At 70.8% G+C, this 15,380-nt stretch carries 17 protein-coding genes; 7 read left to right on the forward strand and 10 right to left on the reverse strand.

Features of this window, described 5'->3' with window-relative positions:
- Positions 1 to 23 precede the first annotated feature (23 nt).
- On the forward strand, positions 24 to 1,337 hold the full coding sequence (locus tag KZI27_RS17940; protein ID WP_123311992.1) for a DUF4032 domain-containing protein: 1,314 nt from the start codon (positions 24 to 26) through the stop codon (positions 1,335 to 1,337).
- Between the two features lie 266 nt (positions 1,338 to 1,603).
- Here the strand turns inward: KZI27_RS17940 and rlmB are convergent, their stop codons facing one another.
- The 4 genes from rlmB to KZI27_RS17960 all read right to left on the reverse strand — a co-directional run bounded on the left by rlmB (position 1,604) and on the right by KZI27_RS17960 (position 5,846).
- On the reverse strand, positions 1,604 to 2,614 hold the full coding sequence (rlmB, locus tag KZI27_RS17945; RefSeq protein WP_123311990.1) for a 23S rRNA (guanosine(2251)-2'-O)-methyltransferase RlmB: 1,011 nt from the start codon (positions 2,612 to 2,614) through the stop codon (positions 1,604 to 1,606).
- A gap of 79 nt (positions 2,615 to 2,693) precedes the next feature.
- A complete protein-coding gene (gene cysS / locus KZI27_RS17950; protein WP_222658676.1) occupies positions 2,694 to 4,103 on the reverse strand; it encodes a cysteine--tRNA ligase in 1,410 nt (469 codons plus the stop codon).
- Between the two features lie 17 nt (positions 4,104 to 4,120).
- Entirely contained in the window at positions 4,121 to 5,299 is a 1,179-nt protein-coding gene (gene ispD, locus KZI27_RS17955; protein WP_222658677.1) for a 2-C-methyl-D-erythritol 4-phosphate cytidylyltransferase, read from the reverse strand.
- 64 nt (positions 5,300 to 5,363) lie between these two features.
- Entirely contained in the window at positions 5,364 to 5,846 is a 483-nt protein-coding gene (locus KZI27_RS17960; RefSeq protein ID WP_017888066.1) for a CarD family transcriptional regulator, read from the reverse strand.
- 209 nt (positions 5,847 to 6,055) lie between these two features.
- Here KZI27_RS17960 and KZI27_RS17965 point away from each other — a divergent pair, with 209 nt between their 5' ends.
- Positions 6,056 to 6,520 (forward strand): hypothetical protein, encoded by a 465-nt coding sequence (locus tag KZI27_RS17965; protein WP_148061737.1) that lies wholly within the window; start codon positions 6,056 to 6,058, stop codon positions 6,518 to 6,520.
- Positions 6,521 to 6,625: 105 nt separating this feature from the next.
- On the opposite strand, the gene KZI27_RS17970 is transcribed toward KZI27_RS17965, so the two are convergent.
- Entirely contained in the window at positions 6,626 to 7,306 is a 681-nt protein-coding gene (locus tag KZI27_RS17970) for a response regulator transcription factor (protein WP_111085241.1), read from the reverse strand.
- The gene (locus tag KZI27_RS17975) at positions 7,303 to 8,469 is read right to left on the reverse strand and encodes a sensor histidine kinase (RefSeq protein WP_123311982.1); all 1,167 of its coding nucleotides are present in this window, start codon (positions 8,467 to 8,469) and stop codon (positions 7,303 to 7,305) included. The genes KZI27_RS17970 and KZI27_RS17975 overlap by 4 nt, the downstream gene beginning before the upstream one ends.
- Before the next feature lie 146 nt (positions 8,470 to 8,615).
- On the opposite strand from KZI27_RS17975, the gene phoU reads away from it, so the two are divergent.
- Entirely contained in the window at positions 8,616 to 9,284 is a 669-nt protein-coding gene (phoU, locus tag KZI27_RS17980; RefSeq protein ID WP_111085245.1) for a phosphate signaling complex protein PhoU, read from the forward strand.
- 59 nt (positions 9,285 to 9,343) lie between these two features.
- Positions 9,344 to 9,892 (forward strand): AAA family ATPase, encoded by a 549-nt coding sequence (locus KZI27_RS17985; RefSeq protein WP_222658678.1) that lies wholly within the window; start codon positions 9,344 to 9,346, stop codon positions 9,890 to 9,892.
- Between the two features lie 58 nt (positions 9,893 to 9,950).
- On the opposite strand, the gene KZI27_RS17990 is transcribed toward KZI27_RS17985, so the two are convergent.
- The gene (locus KZI27_RS17990) at positions 9,951 to 10,697 is read right to left on the reverse strand and encodes a phosphoglyceromutase (protein WP_222658679.1); all 747 of its coding nucleotides are present in this window, start codon (positions 10,695 to 10,697) and stop codon (positions 9,951 to 9,953) included.
- Positions 10,698 to 10,742: 45 nt separating this feature from the next.
- On the opposite strand from KZI27_RS17990, the gene KZI27_RS17995 reads away from it, so the two are divergent.
- Positions 10,743 to 11,516 (forward strand): class I SAM-dependent methyltransferase, encoded by a 774-nt coding sequence (locus tag KZI27_RS17995; protein ID WP_222658680.1) that lies wholly within the window; start codon positions 10,743 to 10,745, stop codon positions 11,514 to 11,516.
- 35 nt (positions 11,517 to 11,551) lie between these two features.
- Here the strand turns inward: KZI27_RS17995 and KZI27_RS18000 are convergent, their stop codons facing one another.
- The 3 genes from KZI27_RS18000 to KZI27_RS18010 all read right to left on the reverse strand — a co-directional run bounded on the left by KZI27_RS18000 (position 11,552) and on the right by KZI27_RS18010 (position 13,649).
- Positions 11,552 to 12,628: a YgfZ/GcvT domain-containing protein gene (locus tag KZI27_RS18000; protein ID WP_222658681.1), complete on the reverse strand. Its 1,077-nt coding sequence runs from the start codon at positions 12,626 to 12,628 to the stop codon at positions 11,552 to 11,554.
- On the reverse strand, positions 12,628 to 13,230 hold the full coding sequence (locus KZI27_RS18005; protein WP_222658682.1) for an FABP family protein: 603 nt from the start codon (positions 13,228 to 13,230) through the stop codon (positions 12,628 to 12,630). Before KZI27_RS18005 ends, KZI27_RS18000 begins: the two co-directional genes overlap by 1 nt.
- A gap of 137 nt (positions 13,231 to 13,367) precedes the next feature.
- Positions 13,368 to 13,649 carry a hypothetical protein gene (locus KZI27_RS18010; RefSeq protein WP_222658683.1) on the reverse strand — a complete coding sequence of 94 codons (282 nt, stop codon included), beginning with the start codon at positions 13,647 to 13,649 and terminating at the stop codon, positions 13,368 to 13,370.
- A 182-nt stretch (positions 13,650 to 13,831) separates the two neighbouring features.
- On the opposite strand from KZI27_RS18010, the gene KZI27_RS18015 reads away from it, so the two are divergent.
- Both KZI27_RS18015 and mshD read left to right on the forward strand, forming a co-directional pair.
- Positions 13,832 to 14,515: a DNA-binding response regulator gene (locus KZI27_RS18015; protein ID WP_111085255.1), complete on the forward strand. Its 684-nt coding sequence runs from the start codon at positions 13,832 to 13,834 to the stop codon at positions 14,513 to 14,515.
- Positions 14,515 to 15,342 (forward strand): mycothiol synthase, encoded by an 828-nt coding sequence (gene mshD / locus KZI27_RS18020; protein ID WP_222658684.1) that lies wholly within the window; start codon positions 14,515 to 14,517, stop codon positions 15,340 to 15,342. Before KZI27_RS18015 ends, mshD begins: the two co-directional genes overlap by 1 nt.
- Positions 15,343 to 15,380: the final 38 nt, after the last annotated feature.

Genomic DNA, 15,380 nt, shown 5'->3' on the forward strand with positions numbered 1-15,380 from the left:
CCCACGACACCGAAGGATCCACCGTGCCCGACTCGATGTCCATCACCGCAGCCACCGTCGACCCCGGCCTGCTCGACCTGCCGTGGGACCTGCCGCTGGCGGACTGGCCGGACGAGACCATCGTCGCCCTGCCGAAGGGCATCTCCCGGCACCTCGTGCGCTTCGTGCACCTGAGCGGCTACGTCGCCGCCGTGAAGGAGACCGGCGAAGAGGTCGCCCGTGCCGAGTACGACATGCTCCGCACGCTGCAGCGGATGGACGTGCCGTGCGTGGACCCCGTGGCGGTCATCACGAACCGGGTGGACGCCGACGGCGAGCAGCTGCACCCCGTGCTCGTGACGCGCCACCTGCGCTTCTCGCTGCCGTACCGCGCGCTGTACTCGCAGACCCTGCGCCCGGAGACCGCCACCCGACTCGTCGACGCCCTCGCCCTGCTGCTCGTGCGGCTGCACATCATCGGCTTCTACTGGGGCGACGTGTCGCTCTCGAACACACTGTTCCGTCGCGACGCGGGCTCGTTCGCCGCGTACCTGGTCGATGCCGAGACCGGCAAGCTCTACCCCGGCGGCCTGTCGAACGGGCAGCGCGAGAACGACCTCGAGGTGGCGCGCGTGAACATCGCCGGCGAACTCCTCGACCTCGAAGCGGGTGGGCGTCTCGACGAGAACGCCGACCCCGTCGACGTCTCCAACCGCATCGTGGCGCAGTACCGGACGCTCTGGACCGAGCTCACGGGCACCGAGCAGTTCGACATCAAGGAGCGCTGGCGCATCAACGACCGCGTCGAGCGGCTCAACGAACTCGGCTTCGACATCGAGGAGCTCTCGATCCACACGACCGAGGGCGGTTCGCAGGTGCGGATCCAGCCGAAGGTCGTCGACGCCGGGCACCACCAGCGACGCCTGCTGCGGTTGACCGGCCTGGACGCCGGCGAGAACCAGGCCCGACGTCTGCTCAACGACCTCGACTCGTACCGGGCGCGCAACGGCCGCGACGAACTCGACGAGGAGATGGTGGCGCACGAGTGGGTCTCGCGGGTCTTCGAGCCCGTCGTCCGTTCGATCCCCCGCGACCTGCGCGGCCGACTCGAACCCGCCGAGGTCTTCCACGAGCTGCTCGAGCACCGCTGGTTCATGTCCCAGCAGGAAGAGCGTTCGGTCTCACTGCCCGAGGCCACGACCGCCTACATCAACGACGTGCTGCGCCACCGCCGTGACGAGCGCCTGCTCATCAACCCGCCGACGTCGTCGATGACGCTGCCCATCCCCGTGGTCGACGACGCCGAGCCCGCGGGCGACGAGTCCGACGACGTCGAGGACTGGCGCGCCACCGTCTGACCGCGCCCGCGCCCGCGCCCGCGCGCGCGCGCCCGTTCCCGTTCCGTCGAGGTTCCGAGATCTCGGAACCTCGGCGCGCGAAACGGCCGTCTGTGGAACCTCGGCAGGACGCGGGCGGCGAGTCGCGGAACCTCGGCAGGACGCGCACGGCGAGTCGTGGAACCCCACGGACGCACTGGAGGCCCGGTGCCGGTCTCGTGGACCGGCACCGGGCCTCCAGGGGGTGACGTCGACGGCCCGCAGCGGCCGGGCCGACGCCGGTGCGGCTACTCGGCGCGACGGCGCCGGGCGACCTCCCACAGGGTGACGCTCGCGGCGATGCCGGCGTTGAGGGACTCGGTCGCACTCGAGATCGGGATCGACACGATCGCGTCGCAGGTCTCGGTGACCAGGCGCGACAGGCCCTTGCCCTCGGAACCGACGACGATCACGATCGGACGGTCGGCGAGCGCGAGGCCGTCGAGCTCCACGTCGCCGTCGCCGTCGAGACCGAGGACGAACAGGCCCATCGACTTCAGGGACTTCAGCGTCTGCGTGAGGTTCGGGGCCATCGCGACGGGGGTGCGGGCCGCGGCACCGGCCGAGGTCTTCCACGCCGACGCCGTCACGCCGACCGAACGACGCTGCGGCACGATGACGCCGTGTCCGCCGAAGGCCGCGGTCGAGCGGATGATCGCACCGAGGTTGCGGGGATCGGTGATGCCGTCCAGCGCGACGAGGAGCGGCACCTGGTCGCGCGAGAAGGCCTGCTCGACGATGTCCTCGGACACGGCGTACTGGTACGCCGGCACCTTGAGCGCGACGCCCTGGTGCACGCTGTCGTGGCCGGTGATGCGGTCGAGCTCGGGACGCATGAGCTCGATGATCGGCACGCCGCGGTGGTTGGCGAGCGCGAGGATCTCCTTGACGCGGTCGTCGACCTCGATGCGCGACGCGATGTAGAGCGTCGACGACGGGGTCTTCGTGCGGAGCGCCTCGAGCACGGAGTTGCGTCCGGTCACGAGCTCGGAGTCGTCGGTCTTCCGGGCCGGCGGACGACCCGTGCGCCCCTGCGGGGTGCTCGAGGAACCGTGACGACCCTTGGCGGCCTCGAAACGGTCCTTCGCGGCCTTCCGCTTGCCGGCGGGGTGGTACGGGCGGTCCTCGGCCTTCGGGGTCGGCTTGCGACCCTCGAGCGCCTGGGCACCCTGTCCGCCGGATCCGACCTGCTTGTTGCCCTTGCGACCGGTGCGGACGGCGCCGGGCCGACCCTTCTTGCTTCCCGAGACGTTCTTCATGCGTAGCTCCTGTTCGGCACTGCCGTGTTCAGGCGATGCTCCAGCGTGTTCCGACCGGAATGGTCTGCGGTGGCTTCGATCATGCGATGCTCCAGCGTGTTCCGGACGGGGTGTCCTCGATCGTGATGCCCGCGGCGGCGAGGTCGTCGCGCACGCGGTCGGCCGCGGCGAAGTCCCGTGCTGCCCTGGCGTCCGCGCGCTCCTGCACGAGGCGTTCGACGAGGGCGGCGAGCGGGCCTGCCGAGGTGTCCTGGCCGCCCCCCGACCAGTGGGCGGCTCGCGGGTCGATGCCGAGGACCTCCACCATCGCGGCCACCTGATGGTACGCGACCCCGAGCGTTTCCGCATCGTCGGCGTCCAGGGCGGCGTTGCCGGTCCGCACGGTCTCGTGCAGGACGGCCAGCGCCTGGGGCACCGCGAGGTCGTCGTCCATCGCGGCGGCGAAGGCGTCCGGCACCGCGGGGGCGTCGGCGAGGTGCACCCCTTCGAGCCGTACCTCGGCCCGCTGCAGGAACCCGTCGATGCGGTCGTAGGCGGCTTCGGCCTCCGCCAACGAGCCGTCGTGGTGGTCGATCGAGGAGCGGTAGTGCGCCGCCCCCAAGAAGTACCGCACCACGGCGGGGCGGGCAGCGGCGAGGAAGTCGGCGGCGAAGATCGAGTTGCCGAGCGACTTCGACATCTTCTGGCCCTCGACCGTGACGAGTCCGTTGTGCAGCCAGTAGGACGCGAACGGGTCCCCAGCGGCGGTGGACTGCGCGAGCTCGTTCTCGTGGTGCGGGAACCGCAGGTCGAGCCCGCCGCCGTGGATGTCGAACGCCGGGCCGAGGTACCGCCGCGACATGGCGGAGCACTCGATGTGCCAGCCCGGGCGACCGGGGCCCCACGGGGAGTCCCACGCCGCGGTCGACGGCTCACCCGGCTTCGCACCCTTCCAGAGTGCGAAGTCGCGGGCGTCGCGCTTGCCGCGGGGGTCGGCGTCGGTGGCCTCGACCATGTCCTCGCGGCGCTGCCGGGTCAGGGCACCGTACGACGGCCAGCTGCCGGTGTCGAAGTAGACGTCACCGGAGTCGTCGGCGGCGACGTAGGCGTGGCCGCGGTCGATGAGCTTCGTGATGATGTCGTGCATCTGCGGCACGCTCGCGGTGGCGCGGGGCTCGTACGTCGGCGGCAGGATGCCGAGGGCGTTGTACGCTGCGGTGAACTCGAGCTCGACGCGGTAGGCCCGGGCGAACCAGGCTTCGTCGGTGCCGGCGGCCAGGTCGAGCACCTTGTCGTCGATGTCGGTGACGTTCCGCACGAGGGTGACGCGCAGACCACGGTAGGTCAGCCAGCGGCGCCAGATGTCGTAGACCAGGGCGGAGCGCAGGTGCCCGATGTGCGGCGACGACTGCACCGTCGGACCGCAGACGTAGACGCTGACCTGTCCGTCGACCAGGGGGACGAGGTCGACGACGGCTGCGGCGCGGGAGTCGTAGAGGCGAACGGTCACGCCCCAAGCCTAGGACGTCAGGCCGGTCGGACGAGGGCTGTTGCGATCGCGGCGAGCCCTTCGCCCCGACCGGTGAAGCCGAGGCCGTCGGTCGTCGTACCGGACACCGCGACGGGGGCACCGACGACGGCGGACAGGGCGTCCTGCATCTCGACCCGACGTGCACCGATGCGCGGTCGGTTCCCGATCACCTGGACCGTGACCGAGGCGGGGGCGAGGCCGGCGTCGAGGAGCATCGCCACCGCGCCACGGACGAAGACGTCGCCGGCCGCGCCGGCGTAGGCGGGGTCCGCGGTGCCGAACGTCCCGCCGATGTCGCCGAGTCCGCCGGCGGACAGCAGCGCGTCGCACACCGCGTGCGCCACCGTGTCGCCGTCGCTGTGTCCGGAGAGCCCGGGTTCGCCGGGGAAGTCGAGCAGGCCGACGCGGCACGGCGACGCCGCGTCGAACGCGTGCACGTCGACCCCGAGGCCGAGCCGGACCGCCGAGGCATCGGGCACACCCGGCACCGAGGCCCGCGACCGGACGATCGACTCCGCCCGCCCGAGGTCCCACGGCGTCGTGATCTTGAAGGCATCGGCGTCGCCCGGGACGAAGCGCACCGTGCCACCGGCCGCCTGGAACACGCCGGCGTCGTCGGTCTCGGACTGCGTCGACACCGCGTACGCCCGGCGGAGCGCGTCGAGCGGGAAGCCCTGCGGCGTCTGGACCCCGACGAGCGCGGACCGGTCGACGGTCTCGACGACGACGTCACCGGCGACCCGCTTGATCGTGTCCGTGACGGGCAGCGCGGGGACGTACCCCGCACCAGCACCCGAAGCGACCGCGTCGAACACCCGGTCGAACTGCGCAGCGGGTGTGAGGCACCGAGCCGCGTCGTGCACCAGCACAGCGGTGACGGAGTCCGGCAGCACGGCCAGGCCGGCCTGGACCGAACCATGGCGATCCGTGCCTCCTGGGACGACCGCCGTGTAGGCGACCGCAGCGCCCGCGGCCGTGGCGACCACCCGGCGGCAGTCGTCGAGCAGCGCCGACGGCGCGACGACGACGACGAGCGTCGGGGACGACGACGTGAACAGCGGCTCAAGCGCGCGCGCGAGCATCAGCTGCCCGGCCACGGGCACGAGCGCCTTCGCGGTGCCGATGCCGAGTCGGGTGCCGAACCCGGCTGCAACGACGACGACCGCCCGGTCCACCCCTTCGGGGAACCGTGCGGTCGTCGTGGTGTTCAGTGCTGCTGCGCTCAGTGGTTCGACGCGCTCAGGACGCGAGGACCTCGTCGAGGACGGTCGATGCCTTGTCCTCGTCGGTCTTCTCGGCCAGGGCCAGCTCGGAGATCAGGATCTGCCGCGCCTTGGCCAGCATCCGCTTCTCACCCGCGGACAGGCCGCGGTCCTGGTCGCGACGCCAGAGGTCGCGGACGACCTCGGACACCTTGATGACGTCCCCGGAAGCGAGCTTCTCGAGGTTCGCCTTGTACCGGCGCGACCAGTTGGTGGGTTCTTCCGTGAACGGTGCCCGGAGGACCTCGAACACCTTGTCGAGTCCTTCCTTGCCGATCACGTCGCGGACTCCGACCAGGTCGACGTTGTCCGCCGGTACCTCGATCGTCAGGTCACCCTGCGTGACCCGCAGTTTCAGGTAGACCTTTTCCTCGCCCTTGATGACGCGCGTCTTGACTTCAGAGATGGTTGCCGCCCCGTGGTGGGGGTAGACGACGGTCTCGCCGACCTCGAATTGCATGTATCAGGCTCCGTTCCCAGACTTCCAGTTTACCACAAGGGGTGTTCGGGTAAGGGGACCCTCAGCACTGGGGCTTCCCGGTGATCGCTAGGATGGAGCGGGACCGTCCGGTCCTCATCGACTTACGGAGGAATCTCTTGCGAGCTCGGGTACTCGTGTCCGTCGCCGTTGCGGCAACCATCGCGCTGGGCGCCACCGGGTGCGAGTTCATGTCGCCTGCGCACACCGTCGACATCAAGCAGATCACCGACGGCGTGAACGTCTCGACCGGCAAGGTCGACGTCCGCAACGCCATCCTGATCTCGGACGACGGCGAGGGCGCGCGCTTCATCGGCACGCTCGTGAACAACTCCGACACCGACGGCATCACCGTCTCGGTCGAGATCGGTGGCGACACCGAGACCGTGCTGGTGCCGGCGAACTCGCACGTCGACCTGGCGAACGACTCGCAGCACGACACCCTCGACTTCGACAGCGCGGACGCCGAGCCCGGTTCGCTCGTCAAGGTGTACTTCTCCTACCCCGACGCCGAGGGCGTCTCGGCCAACGTGCCGGTGCTGACCACCTCGCAAGAGGAGTACGCCACCCTCGCGCCGACCTCGACCCCCGAGCCGACCGGTCAGGTCACGCTGCCGGTCGAGACCCCGTCGGCCACGCCGACGGACGGCGAGTAGCCGCGCCGCGCAGGCGCCACCGTCGCAGCGCGCAAGCGCCACGCTTCGCACAGGAGGCCCGGTGCTGGCCTCAGGGACCAGCACCGGGCCTCCTGTCCGTCCGTCTCAGGCCTCGATGCGGTACCCGAGACCGCGGACCGTCACCAGGATCTCCGGGGTGGACGGCACGCGCTCGATCTTCGAGCGGATGCGCTTGATGTGCACGTCGAGCGTCTTCGTGTCGCCGAAGTAGTCGGAGCCCCACACCCGGTCGATCAGCTGGCCACGGGTGAGCACCCGCCCGGCGTTCCGGAGCAGGAGCTCGAGCAGCTCGAACTCCTTGAGGGGCATCGCCGTCTCCGAGCCGTCCACCGACACCGTGTGCCGCTCGACGTCCATCCGGATGCCGCCGACCTGCAGGATCCCGCTGTCCGCCGGGTCGTCCTCGGTGCGGCGCCGCAGGACCGCGCGGATGCGGGCCAGCAGCTCGCGGGTCGAGTACGGCTTCGTCACGTAGTCGTCCGCGCCGAGCTCGAGCCCGACGACGATGTCGACCTCGGAGTCCTTCGCCGTCAGCATGATGATCGGGGCGTTCGACCGGGTGCGGATCTGCCGGCAGACCTCGGTGCCCGACAACCCGGGCAGCATGAGGTCGAGGAGCACCAGGTCCGGGTTCTCCGAGTCGAACTTCGACAGCGCGGTCACGCCGTCGGCAGCGACGGAGGTCTCGTACCCCTCACGCTGCAGCAGGAACTCCAGGGGCTCGCTCAGGGCCGGCTCGTCGTCGACGATGAGGATCTTGGTCACGATGGCTGCTCTTCCAGTTGCTCTTCGAGTGCGGTGGTCAGTTCGGTGTCCGCCTCGGGCAGGCGGATGGTGAAGGTCGAACCCTTGCCGGGTTGCGACCAGACACGGACGTCGCCGCCGTGGTTGCCCACGACGTGCTTGACGATCGCCAGGCCGAGGCCGGTGCCGCCGGTGGCGCGCGACCGGGCGGGGTCGACGCGGTAGAAGCGTTCGAACACCCGGTCGAGGTCGGCCTCGGGGATCCCGACGCCCTGGTCGGTGATCGCGATCTCGACGAAGCCCTTCGCGGACCGGACGCCGACCCCGACGCGGGTACCGTCGGGTGAGTACTTCACCGCGTTGGCGATGAGGTTCGACACCGCGACCTGCAGCAGGCCGGGGTCGCCCATCACCCGGAGCTTCGACTTCTTCGCCCGGATGATCTCGATCGACCGGGCACGCGCGACGACCTCGTTCGCGTCGATCGCGGCCTGCACGATCTTGTCGACACCGGTCTCCTCGCTGTTCTCCAGCGCGTCGACCGACTGCAGCCGGGACAGCTCGATGATGTCCTTCGTCAGGGCGCCGAGCCGTTCGGACTCGGTGATGAGCTGCGCGGCGAACTTCTTCACGTGCGCGGGGTCGTCGGCCGCGAGGACGAGCGTCTCGGACAGCAGGCCGATGGCACCGATCGGGGTCTTCAGCTCGTGCGAGATGTTGGCGACGAAGTCACGGCGGACCTCGTCGATGCGCCGGCTCTCGGTCAGGTCGTCCGCGGTGATCAGCACGTACCGGTTGCCGAGCTGGGCGGCACGGAAGCTGAGGTACCCGATGAGCTCCCCGTGGCGTCCGCGCGGGAGCTCGAGGTCCTCCGCACCCATCTCACCGCTCTTGCGCACCCGGTCGACCAGGTCGAGGAGCTCCTGGTGCACGAGCCGTCGCCGGACGACGAGCCCGACGGTCAGCGCCTGGGGCGACGCGGCGACGACGGTGTTCGACGGGTCGATGACGACCGCCGGGTTGTGCATCGTCGCGATCACTGCTGCGACGCCGTCGGGCAGGGTCCGCTCCGCCACGTCGGCAGCACGTGCCGTGCGCTCGGCGGTGATGATCAGCACCACGACGCCCGCGCCGAAGACCCCGCCGAGGAGCATCGACAGTGGCACGAGCCACGCGTTGTCCATGTCGCCAGTGTAGGGATGGTCACGCGGGGTTCCGGTACCGTTCACCCGCCCCGGAAGGCCGGAACGCGAAGCGTTCAGCCCCACGTCACCGTTCGTTCACCTGGGCTGACGACACTCGACCGGTACGCAGAGAGAGGTACTCCCCCATGCGCGAAGTCTTCCAGCAGGAACTCCAGGACGTCCAGGAGCGACTGACCGAGATCGCCGGACTCGTCGAGTCCGCCATCACCCGGGCCACCCAGGCCTTCAGCGACTCCGACGTCGCCCTCGCCGAGGAGGTGATCGCCGACGACCAGAAGATCGACGAGGCCGCCAACAGCCTCGACGAGATCGCCATCGACATCCTGGCCCGCCAGGCACCGGTCGCCCGCGACCTGCGGGTCGTCGTCACCGCCCTGCGCGTGAGCTCCTCGCTCGAGCGCATGGGTGACATGGCCGAGCACATCGCGCAGCTCGCCCGTCAGCGCTTCCCGGAGAAGGTCGTGCCGAAGGGTCTCCGCGGCACCTTCAAGGAGATGGGCAAGCACGACGTCGCGATGTCGCAGAAGCTCACGCGGCTGCTCGCGACTGAAGACATCGCCCTGGCTGCGGAGATCCGCGACGAGGACGACGCCGTCGACGAACTGCACGCGAGCGTCTTCGACTTCGTCCTCGGCGAGGCGTGGAAGGGCGGGCCGATCGACACCGTCGACGCCACCCTGGCCTCGCGCTACCACGAGCGCTTCGCCGACCACGCGGTCTCCATCGCGAAGAAGGTCGAGTACCTGGCGACCGGCGACTGGACCGGCGCGTCCACCTCGACCGCCGCGGTCTGACCCGGTTCGGTTCCGTTCCGCGGCGCTCGGCACCCGCTCGGTTCTGCGAGGATCGACGCATGGCTCAGGTCGCGATCATCGTCAACGGCATGCCCGGTTCCGGCAAGAGCACGATCGGCGCGGCGCTGGCCGAGGTGCTCGGCTGCCCGTTCCTGTCGAAGGACCGCATCAAGGAGCCCCTCGCCGACATCGTCGGGCCGATGATCGCGTCGCGTCCGCTCGGCGGGATCGCGATGGACACGATGTGGTTCATGGCGCGGGCCGTCGAGAACGGGGTCGTCCTCGACGCCGTCTGGCTGCCGTCGCGTGACCGGGACCGCCTGGAGGCCGGGCTCACGTCCGCCGGGTCGCCGCGCGCCGTCGAAGTGTGGTGCGACACGGACCGGCCCAGCGCCGAAGACCGGCTGCGCGACCGGTACGACCCGGGCACCGTGCCGGTGCGGCACGAGGTGCACGGCGACCTCGACGAGGTGCTGGCCTTCTGGGACGAACACGAGGACGACGCTCGACCCGTCGGGCTGCCGGGCGTCCCGGTGATCCGGCTCGACACGACGAAGCCGTACGACGTCGGCGCCCTCGTGCAGGAGATCGCGTCGCACTTCGTCTGACCGGCCGCACGACGAACGCCCCGCCCGGACTCCGGACGGGGCGTTCGTCTGTGCCGAGCTACTTCTTGGCGCCCTGGGCGGCCACGGCGGCAGCGCCGGCGGCAGCGGCCTCGGGGTCGAGGTAGTACGCCGGCTTCGTCGGACGGAAGTCGTCGTCGAGCTCGTACACCAGCGGGATGCCGGTCGGGATGTTCAGCCCGGCGATGTCGTCGTCGGAGATGTCGTCGAGGTGCTTGACGAGCGCGCGGAGCGAGTTGCCGTGCGCGGTGACCAGCACGGTCTTGCCCTCGCCCAGGTCCTTCGTGATGTCGGATTCCCAGTAGGGCAGCAGGCGGTCGATCACGAGCTTGAGCGACTCGGTGCGGGGCAGCTCGTCGCCGAGGTCGGCGTAGCGACGGTCGCCGGCCTGCGACCACTCGGCGCCGTCGGCGATGGGGGGCGGCGGGACGTCGAACGAACGGCGCCACTCCATGAACTGCTGCTCGCCGTACTCGGCCAGCGTCTGGGCCTTGTCCTTGCCCTGCAGGTCGCCGTAGTGGCGCTCGTTGAGGCGCCAGTCGCGCTTGACCGGCAGCCACGCCAGGTCGGCCTGGAGCAGCGCGATGTCGGCCGTCTGGATCGCACGGGTGAGGAGCGAGGTGTACAGGACGTCGGGGACGATGCCCGACTCGGCGATGAGGTCGCCGGCGCGCTTCGCCTCCTTCTCGCCCAGCTCGCTGAGCCGGACGTCGACCCAACCGGTGAACAGGTTCTTCTGGTTCCAGTCACTGTTTCCGTGACGGAGCAGGACGAGCGTGGAGGTCATGCTGCCGAGTCTACCGAGCGTCAGCAGGCCCGTACCCTTGACGGCATGCCCATCGGGAACGTGACGCGCGGGACGACCGGGTACAACCGGCTCCGTCGTGTCGACCGGTGGATCGCGTCGTTGCCCGCGCTCCGCAGGGCCGACGACCCGCTGGTCGCCGACGTCGGGTACGGGGCCTCGCCGACGACGACGCTCGAGCTGCGCGACCGTCTGTCCCTGGTGCGTCCGGACGTCGAGGTCACCGGCATCGAGATCGAACCGGCACGCGTGGCGTTCGCGAACGCCGGCACCCGCGACGGCGTGACGTTCCGGCTCGGCGGCTTCGAGACCCCCACGCCCGGACAGCGCCGACCGGCCGTGATCCGGGCGTTCAACGTGCTGCGGCAGTACGACGAATCCGCCGTGATCGGCTCGTGGCGGATCATGCAGGACCGCCTGCAGCCCGGCGGAGCGCTCGTCGAGGGGACCTGCAACGAGGTCGGCCGGGTGGCCTCGTGGGTGACGCTCGACGACGTCGCGCCGCACACGTTCACGGTGTCGCTCCGGCTCGCCGGGCTCGACGTACCGAGCATCGTGGCGGAACGGCTGCCGAAGGCCCTGATCCACCGGAACGTGCCCGGCGAGCGGGTGCACGCGTTCCTGCGCGACCTCGACCTGTCGTGGGATGTCGCGGCTCCGCTCGGTACGTACGGGCCTCGGCAGCGGTGGATCGCCACGGTGCGGGGCATGCGGGACCGCGGGTGGCCGGTCCTGCACGGGCCGACGCGGTGGCGGCTCGGCGAGCTCAGCGTGCCGTGGTCCGCGGTCGAGCCCGCCTGACGACGACCGCTCGACGGCTCCGACGGCGACGACCCCTAGGAGCGCTTGACGGCTCCGAGCCGGGGCAGCCGCGGGACGTTCGCCGTGGCGCCGGCCTCCGGCGGGACGATGGTCTCCTGCGCCGCCGTCACCACGACGTCGTCGGCGGTGAGCGTCAGGGTCGCGGTGGGGTCGAGGGAGCGTTTGACCACAGCGAGACCGATCGGCCCGAGTTCGTGGTGGACCGCCGAGGCGGCCAGCCGTCCGACTTCCTTGTCGCCGAGCACCACGGGAGTCCCCGGAGCCGGCAGGACCGCGTCGGAGCCGTCGAGGTGCAGCTGCACGATCCGACGCGGCGGGTGGCCCAGGTTGTGCACCTTCGCGACGGTCTCCTGCCCGCGGTAGCAGCCCTTCGTCAGGTGCACGGCGGAGCGGAGCCAGTCGAGCTCGTGCGGGATGGTGCGCTCGTCGGCATCGGACAGCGTCGGGCGCCAGGCGGCGATCCGCAGTGCCTCGAACGCCAGCAGCCCGGCGACGGGCCGGTCGGACGCTGCCAGACCGGTCGCGGCCCCTGGCGTGAGCACCGCGATCCGGAGGGTCCAGTCGGAGCCGGGATGGGCCTCCAGGCTGGCGTAGCTCCACCCACCGGGCGTGACGGCCGCCCACGGGTCGACCCACTCGACGACCGCGTCGGCGACGGCACCGGCGTCGGTGAAGGAGCCGACGGTGACGAAGTCGGCACTGCGGTCCGCGACCTCGACCTGGAGCATGAAGCGCATCGAGTCGAGCCAGGCGGCGAGCGGTGCCGCGTCCTGGGGCTCGGTGAGGAGCCACGCGACCGAACCGTCGTCGACCACGCGGGCGGCGTGCTCGACGCGGCCGGACTGGTCGAGCACGAGGGTCTCGGTGCTGACGCCGGTCGGCAGGCCGGTCAGCTGCTGCGAGGTGATCGAGTTGAGCCACGACAGGCGATCCGGACCGGCGACGGTGACGACGCCGAGGCCGAGCTCGACGACGGCCGAGCCACGTTCGAGCAGCCGCTGCTCACCGATGGGGTTGCCGAAGTGCGCGGCGGGCGCGCCGAGCGCACCGGATGACGCGACGAACCCGTCGCGCACCGCGAACGCCGACATCAGTCGACCTTCGCGAGCTGCCCCGAGGCGTGCGAGGTGAGTTCGCGACCGAGCGCGGCGATGTCCCACGCCCAGAAGAGCTTTCCCTCGACCAGGCCGTATAGGCGGGTCGCGGCGGAGTAGTCCTTCGCGTTCGGCGAGCGCATCACGGCGTCGGTGGCCAGGTCGATCCGGCCCTTGAGCACCCGGCCGACGTAGAGCTCGTTGACACCCGTCGGGTGGACGATCGCGGCTTCGACGTCGAAGCCGTCCGTGGTGTTGCGCAGCGCCTCGACGCTCTCGACGGTGCTGAACGGGGTCGGCCCCTCGCCCAGGAGCATCGCGGGGCCGCGGTCACCGGGTTCGGTCGGACGGTCGATCCGCCAGTAGCCCATCTCGGCGGCGAGCGGGGTGTGGTCGTCGTCGAGCAGCCACGTGGTGGACGAGTAGTTGAGGTACGGCAGGCCGTCGTGGCTGAAGCTCACGCGCTGGCCGAACTCGTAGGTACGGGGTGCGTCTTCGTCACCGACGGGGTACTCCACCACGCCGGTGCCCTCCCAGACGCCGACGAGCCACGACAACGGGACCAGTTCGGGCGCCAGGCCCTCGGGGAGCTCGATCAACGCTGGCCCTTGAACAGCTTCACGACGACGACCACCGAGATGAACGCGATCGCGAGCGACGCCAGGCCGAGGAGGCCCACGTAGAACAGCTCGAGCGCAAGCAGCGAATCCATGCCCCGGAGTCTACGCGGCTCGGCTCAACGCGCCAGGAGCACCACCGCGGTGACGAGCACCACGACGAAGGCACCGGAGGACGCGATGCTGATCCGCTCGACCAGTCCGTCCTTCGTCGCGGTGATGAGCTGGAGCACGAAGCTCACCATCACGCAGGCGACGAACACGAGCAGCAGCCAGGCGAAGGCGTCGCGCTCGGCGAGCGTCAGGACGAGCACCGCCCCGACGACGGCCAGGATCCAGACCGGCAGGACGGACGTCAGCGTGAGACGCCGCTGGTCGGTGGGCTGCACTGGCTGGGTCACGCGTTCCATCATGACAGGGGTCGCGCCCGGTGCGCAGGCGCAGCGCGGCCGTGCAGCGCAGCGGTGCGCCGCGGTGCGCTGCGTGTCCGCTTGCGGGTTCCCGCGCAAACCGTCCGGCCGGATGAGGACTTCCCGAGCATCACTAGGATGTGTCCACGACGTCATCCACCTGCGGAGGTCCTGTGGCACAGCTCCTGGTACTCACCTCGACCGCGCCCGGCGACGTCCTGCCGAGCCTGGGTCTCCTGAGCCACCGGATCCGTCACGTGCCGGCCGAGGCCGCGCAGCTGGTCAACGCGCCGCAGAGCGACCTGATGTTCGTGGATGCCCGCACCGACCTGGTCAGTGCGAAGGCCCTGTGCAAGATCCTCGCCTCGTCCGGATCGACGACACCCATCGTGCTCGTGGTCACCGAGGGCGGGCTCACCGCCGTCAACAGCGACTGGAACGTCGACGACGTGGTGCTCGAGAGCGCCGGCCCCGCCGAGATCGACGCCCGCATCCGGCTGTCCGCGGGCCGTGCGGCCAAGGGGCAGTCCAGCTCGAAGATCCAGGCGTCCGGTGTCGTCATCGACGAGGCGAGCTACTCGGCGAAGGTCCGCGGCCGGCCGCTCGACCTGACGTTCAAGGAGTTCGAGCTCCTCCGCTTCTTCGCCACGCACCCGTCGCGCGTCTTCACCCGCGAGCAGCTGCTCAGCGAGGTCTGGGGCTACGACTACTTCGGTGGCACCCGAACGGTCGACGTGCACGTCCGTCGACTCCGCGCGAAGCTCGGCGACCTCGAATCGCTCATCGGCACGGTCCGCAACGTCGGGTACCGCTTCAACGTCTACGACGACGAGGCCGAGCGCCTGATGGGCCAGTAGTGCCGGACCTCGCACGGTTCGTCGTCCCCGGCGAGGCGCCGCCGTTCTCCGACCAGACCCTGGTCGACGTCCGCGCGGGGCGCGCGACGGTCCTCGAGGCCGACGACGGGGTCGCCGTGGTCCGCGACGCCGAGCTGGAACTCGTCGTCGACCGGGAGGCCCGTGGGCACGGCACCGGGACCGCCCTCGTCACGCAGGCGCTCGCGCTGGGCGGCGGGGCCGCTCCCGTGCTCGCCTGGGCACACGGGGACCACCCGGCAGCGCGCGCACTGGCCGATCGGTTCGGCTGGCGCGCCGTCCGGACCCTGCTGCAGCTCCGAGCGCCGATCGACGAGGCCGACACCCCGTCCGTCGACGTGCCGGCCGGGTACAGCCTGTCCGCGTTCCGACCCGGCACCGAGGACGAGGCCGACTGGCTCACCCTGAACGCCGCGGCCTTCGCGCACCACCCCGAGCAGGGGCGGATGACGCTCGACGACCTGCACGCCCGCGAGTCGGACGCCTGGTTCTCCGGCGACGACCTGCTGCTGCTGCGCGACGCCTCCGGGCAGCTCGCCGGCTCGTGCTGGCTCAAGGTCGAGGACGGCATCGGCGAGTTCTACGCCGTCGCCGTCCGGCCCGACCTGCAGGGGCAGCGGCTCGGCGGGGTGCTCATGCGCGCGGGGACCGCTCGGCTCGGCGGCCGTGGGCTGACCGCCGCCGCACTGTACGTCGAGGGGGACAACGAGCCGGCGCTCGCGCTGTACCGGCGGTCCGGGTTCACGCAGCACGCGATCGACGTGCAGTACGCCGCGCCGGAACACGCGGAGGCTCCGACCGGCCGGTAACATTGCGTGGTCGGCGAGGGGTCGGCCAGTGGGGGAAT

Source organism: Curtobacterium sp. TC1 (genome assembly GCF_019844075.1).
Taxonomy (GTDB): domain Bacteria; phylum Actinomycetota; class Actinomycetes; order Actinomycetales; family Microbacteriaceae; genus Curtobacterium.

Excerpts from the sequence above, each read along its gene's own strand:
- rlmB (WP_123311990.1), bottom strand. The coding sequence starts at position 2,614 with ATGAAGAACGTCTCGGGAAGCAAGAAGGGTCGGCCCGGCGCCGTCCGC.
- KZI27_RS18000 (WP_222658681.1), bottom strand. The coding sequence starts at position 12,628 with ATGTCGGCGTTCGCGGTGCGCGACGGGTTCGTCGCGTCATCCGGTGCG.
- KZI27_RS17960 (WP_017888066.1), bottom strand. The coding sequence starts at position 5,846 with ATGCAATTCGAGGTCGGCGAGACCGTCGTCTACCCCCACCACGGGGCG.
- phoU (WP_111085245.1), top strand. The coding sequence starts at position 8,616 with ATGCGCGAAGTCTTCCAGCAGGAACTCCAGGACGTCCAGGAGCGACTG.
- KZI27_RS17985 (WP_222658678.1), top strand. The coding sequence starts at position 9,344 with ATGGCTCAGGTCGCGATCATCGTCAACGGCATGCCCGGTTCCGGCAAG.
- KZI27_RS17990 (WP_222658679.1), bottom strand. The coding sequence starts at position 10,697 with ATGACCTCCACGCTCGTCCTGCTCCGTCACGGAAACAGTGACTGGAAC.
- KZI27_RS17995 (WP_222658680.1), top strand. The coding sequence starts at position 10,743 with ATGCCCATCGGGAACGTGACGCGCGGGACGACCGGGTACAACCGGCTC.
- KZI27_RS17965 (WP_148061737.1), top strand. The coding sequence starts at position 6,056 with ATGTCGCCTGCGCACACCGTCGACATCAAGCAGATCACCGACGGCGTG.
- KZI27_RS17975 (WP_123311982.1), bottom strand. The coding sequence starts at position 8,469 with ATGGACAACGCGTGGCTCGTGCCACTGTCGATGCTCCTCGGCGGGGTC.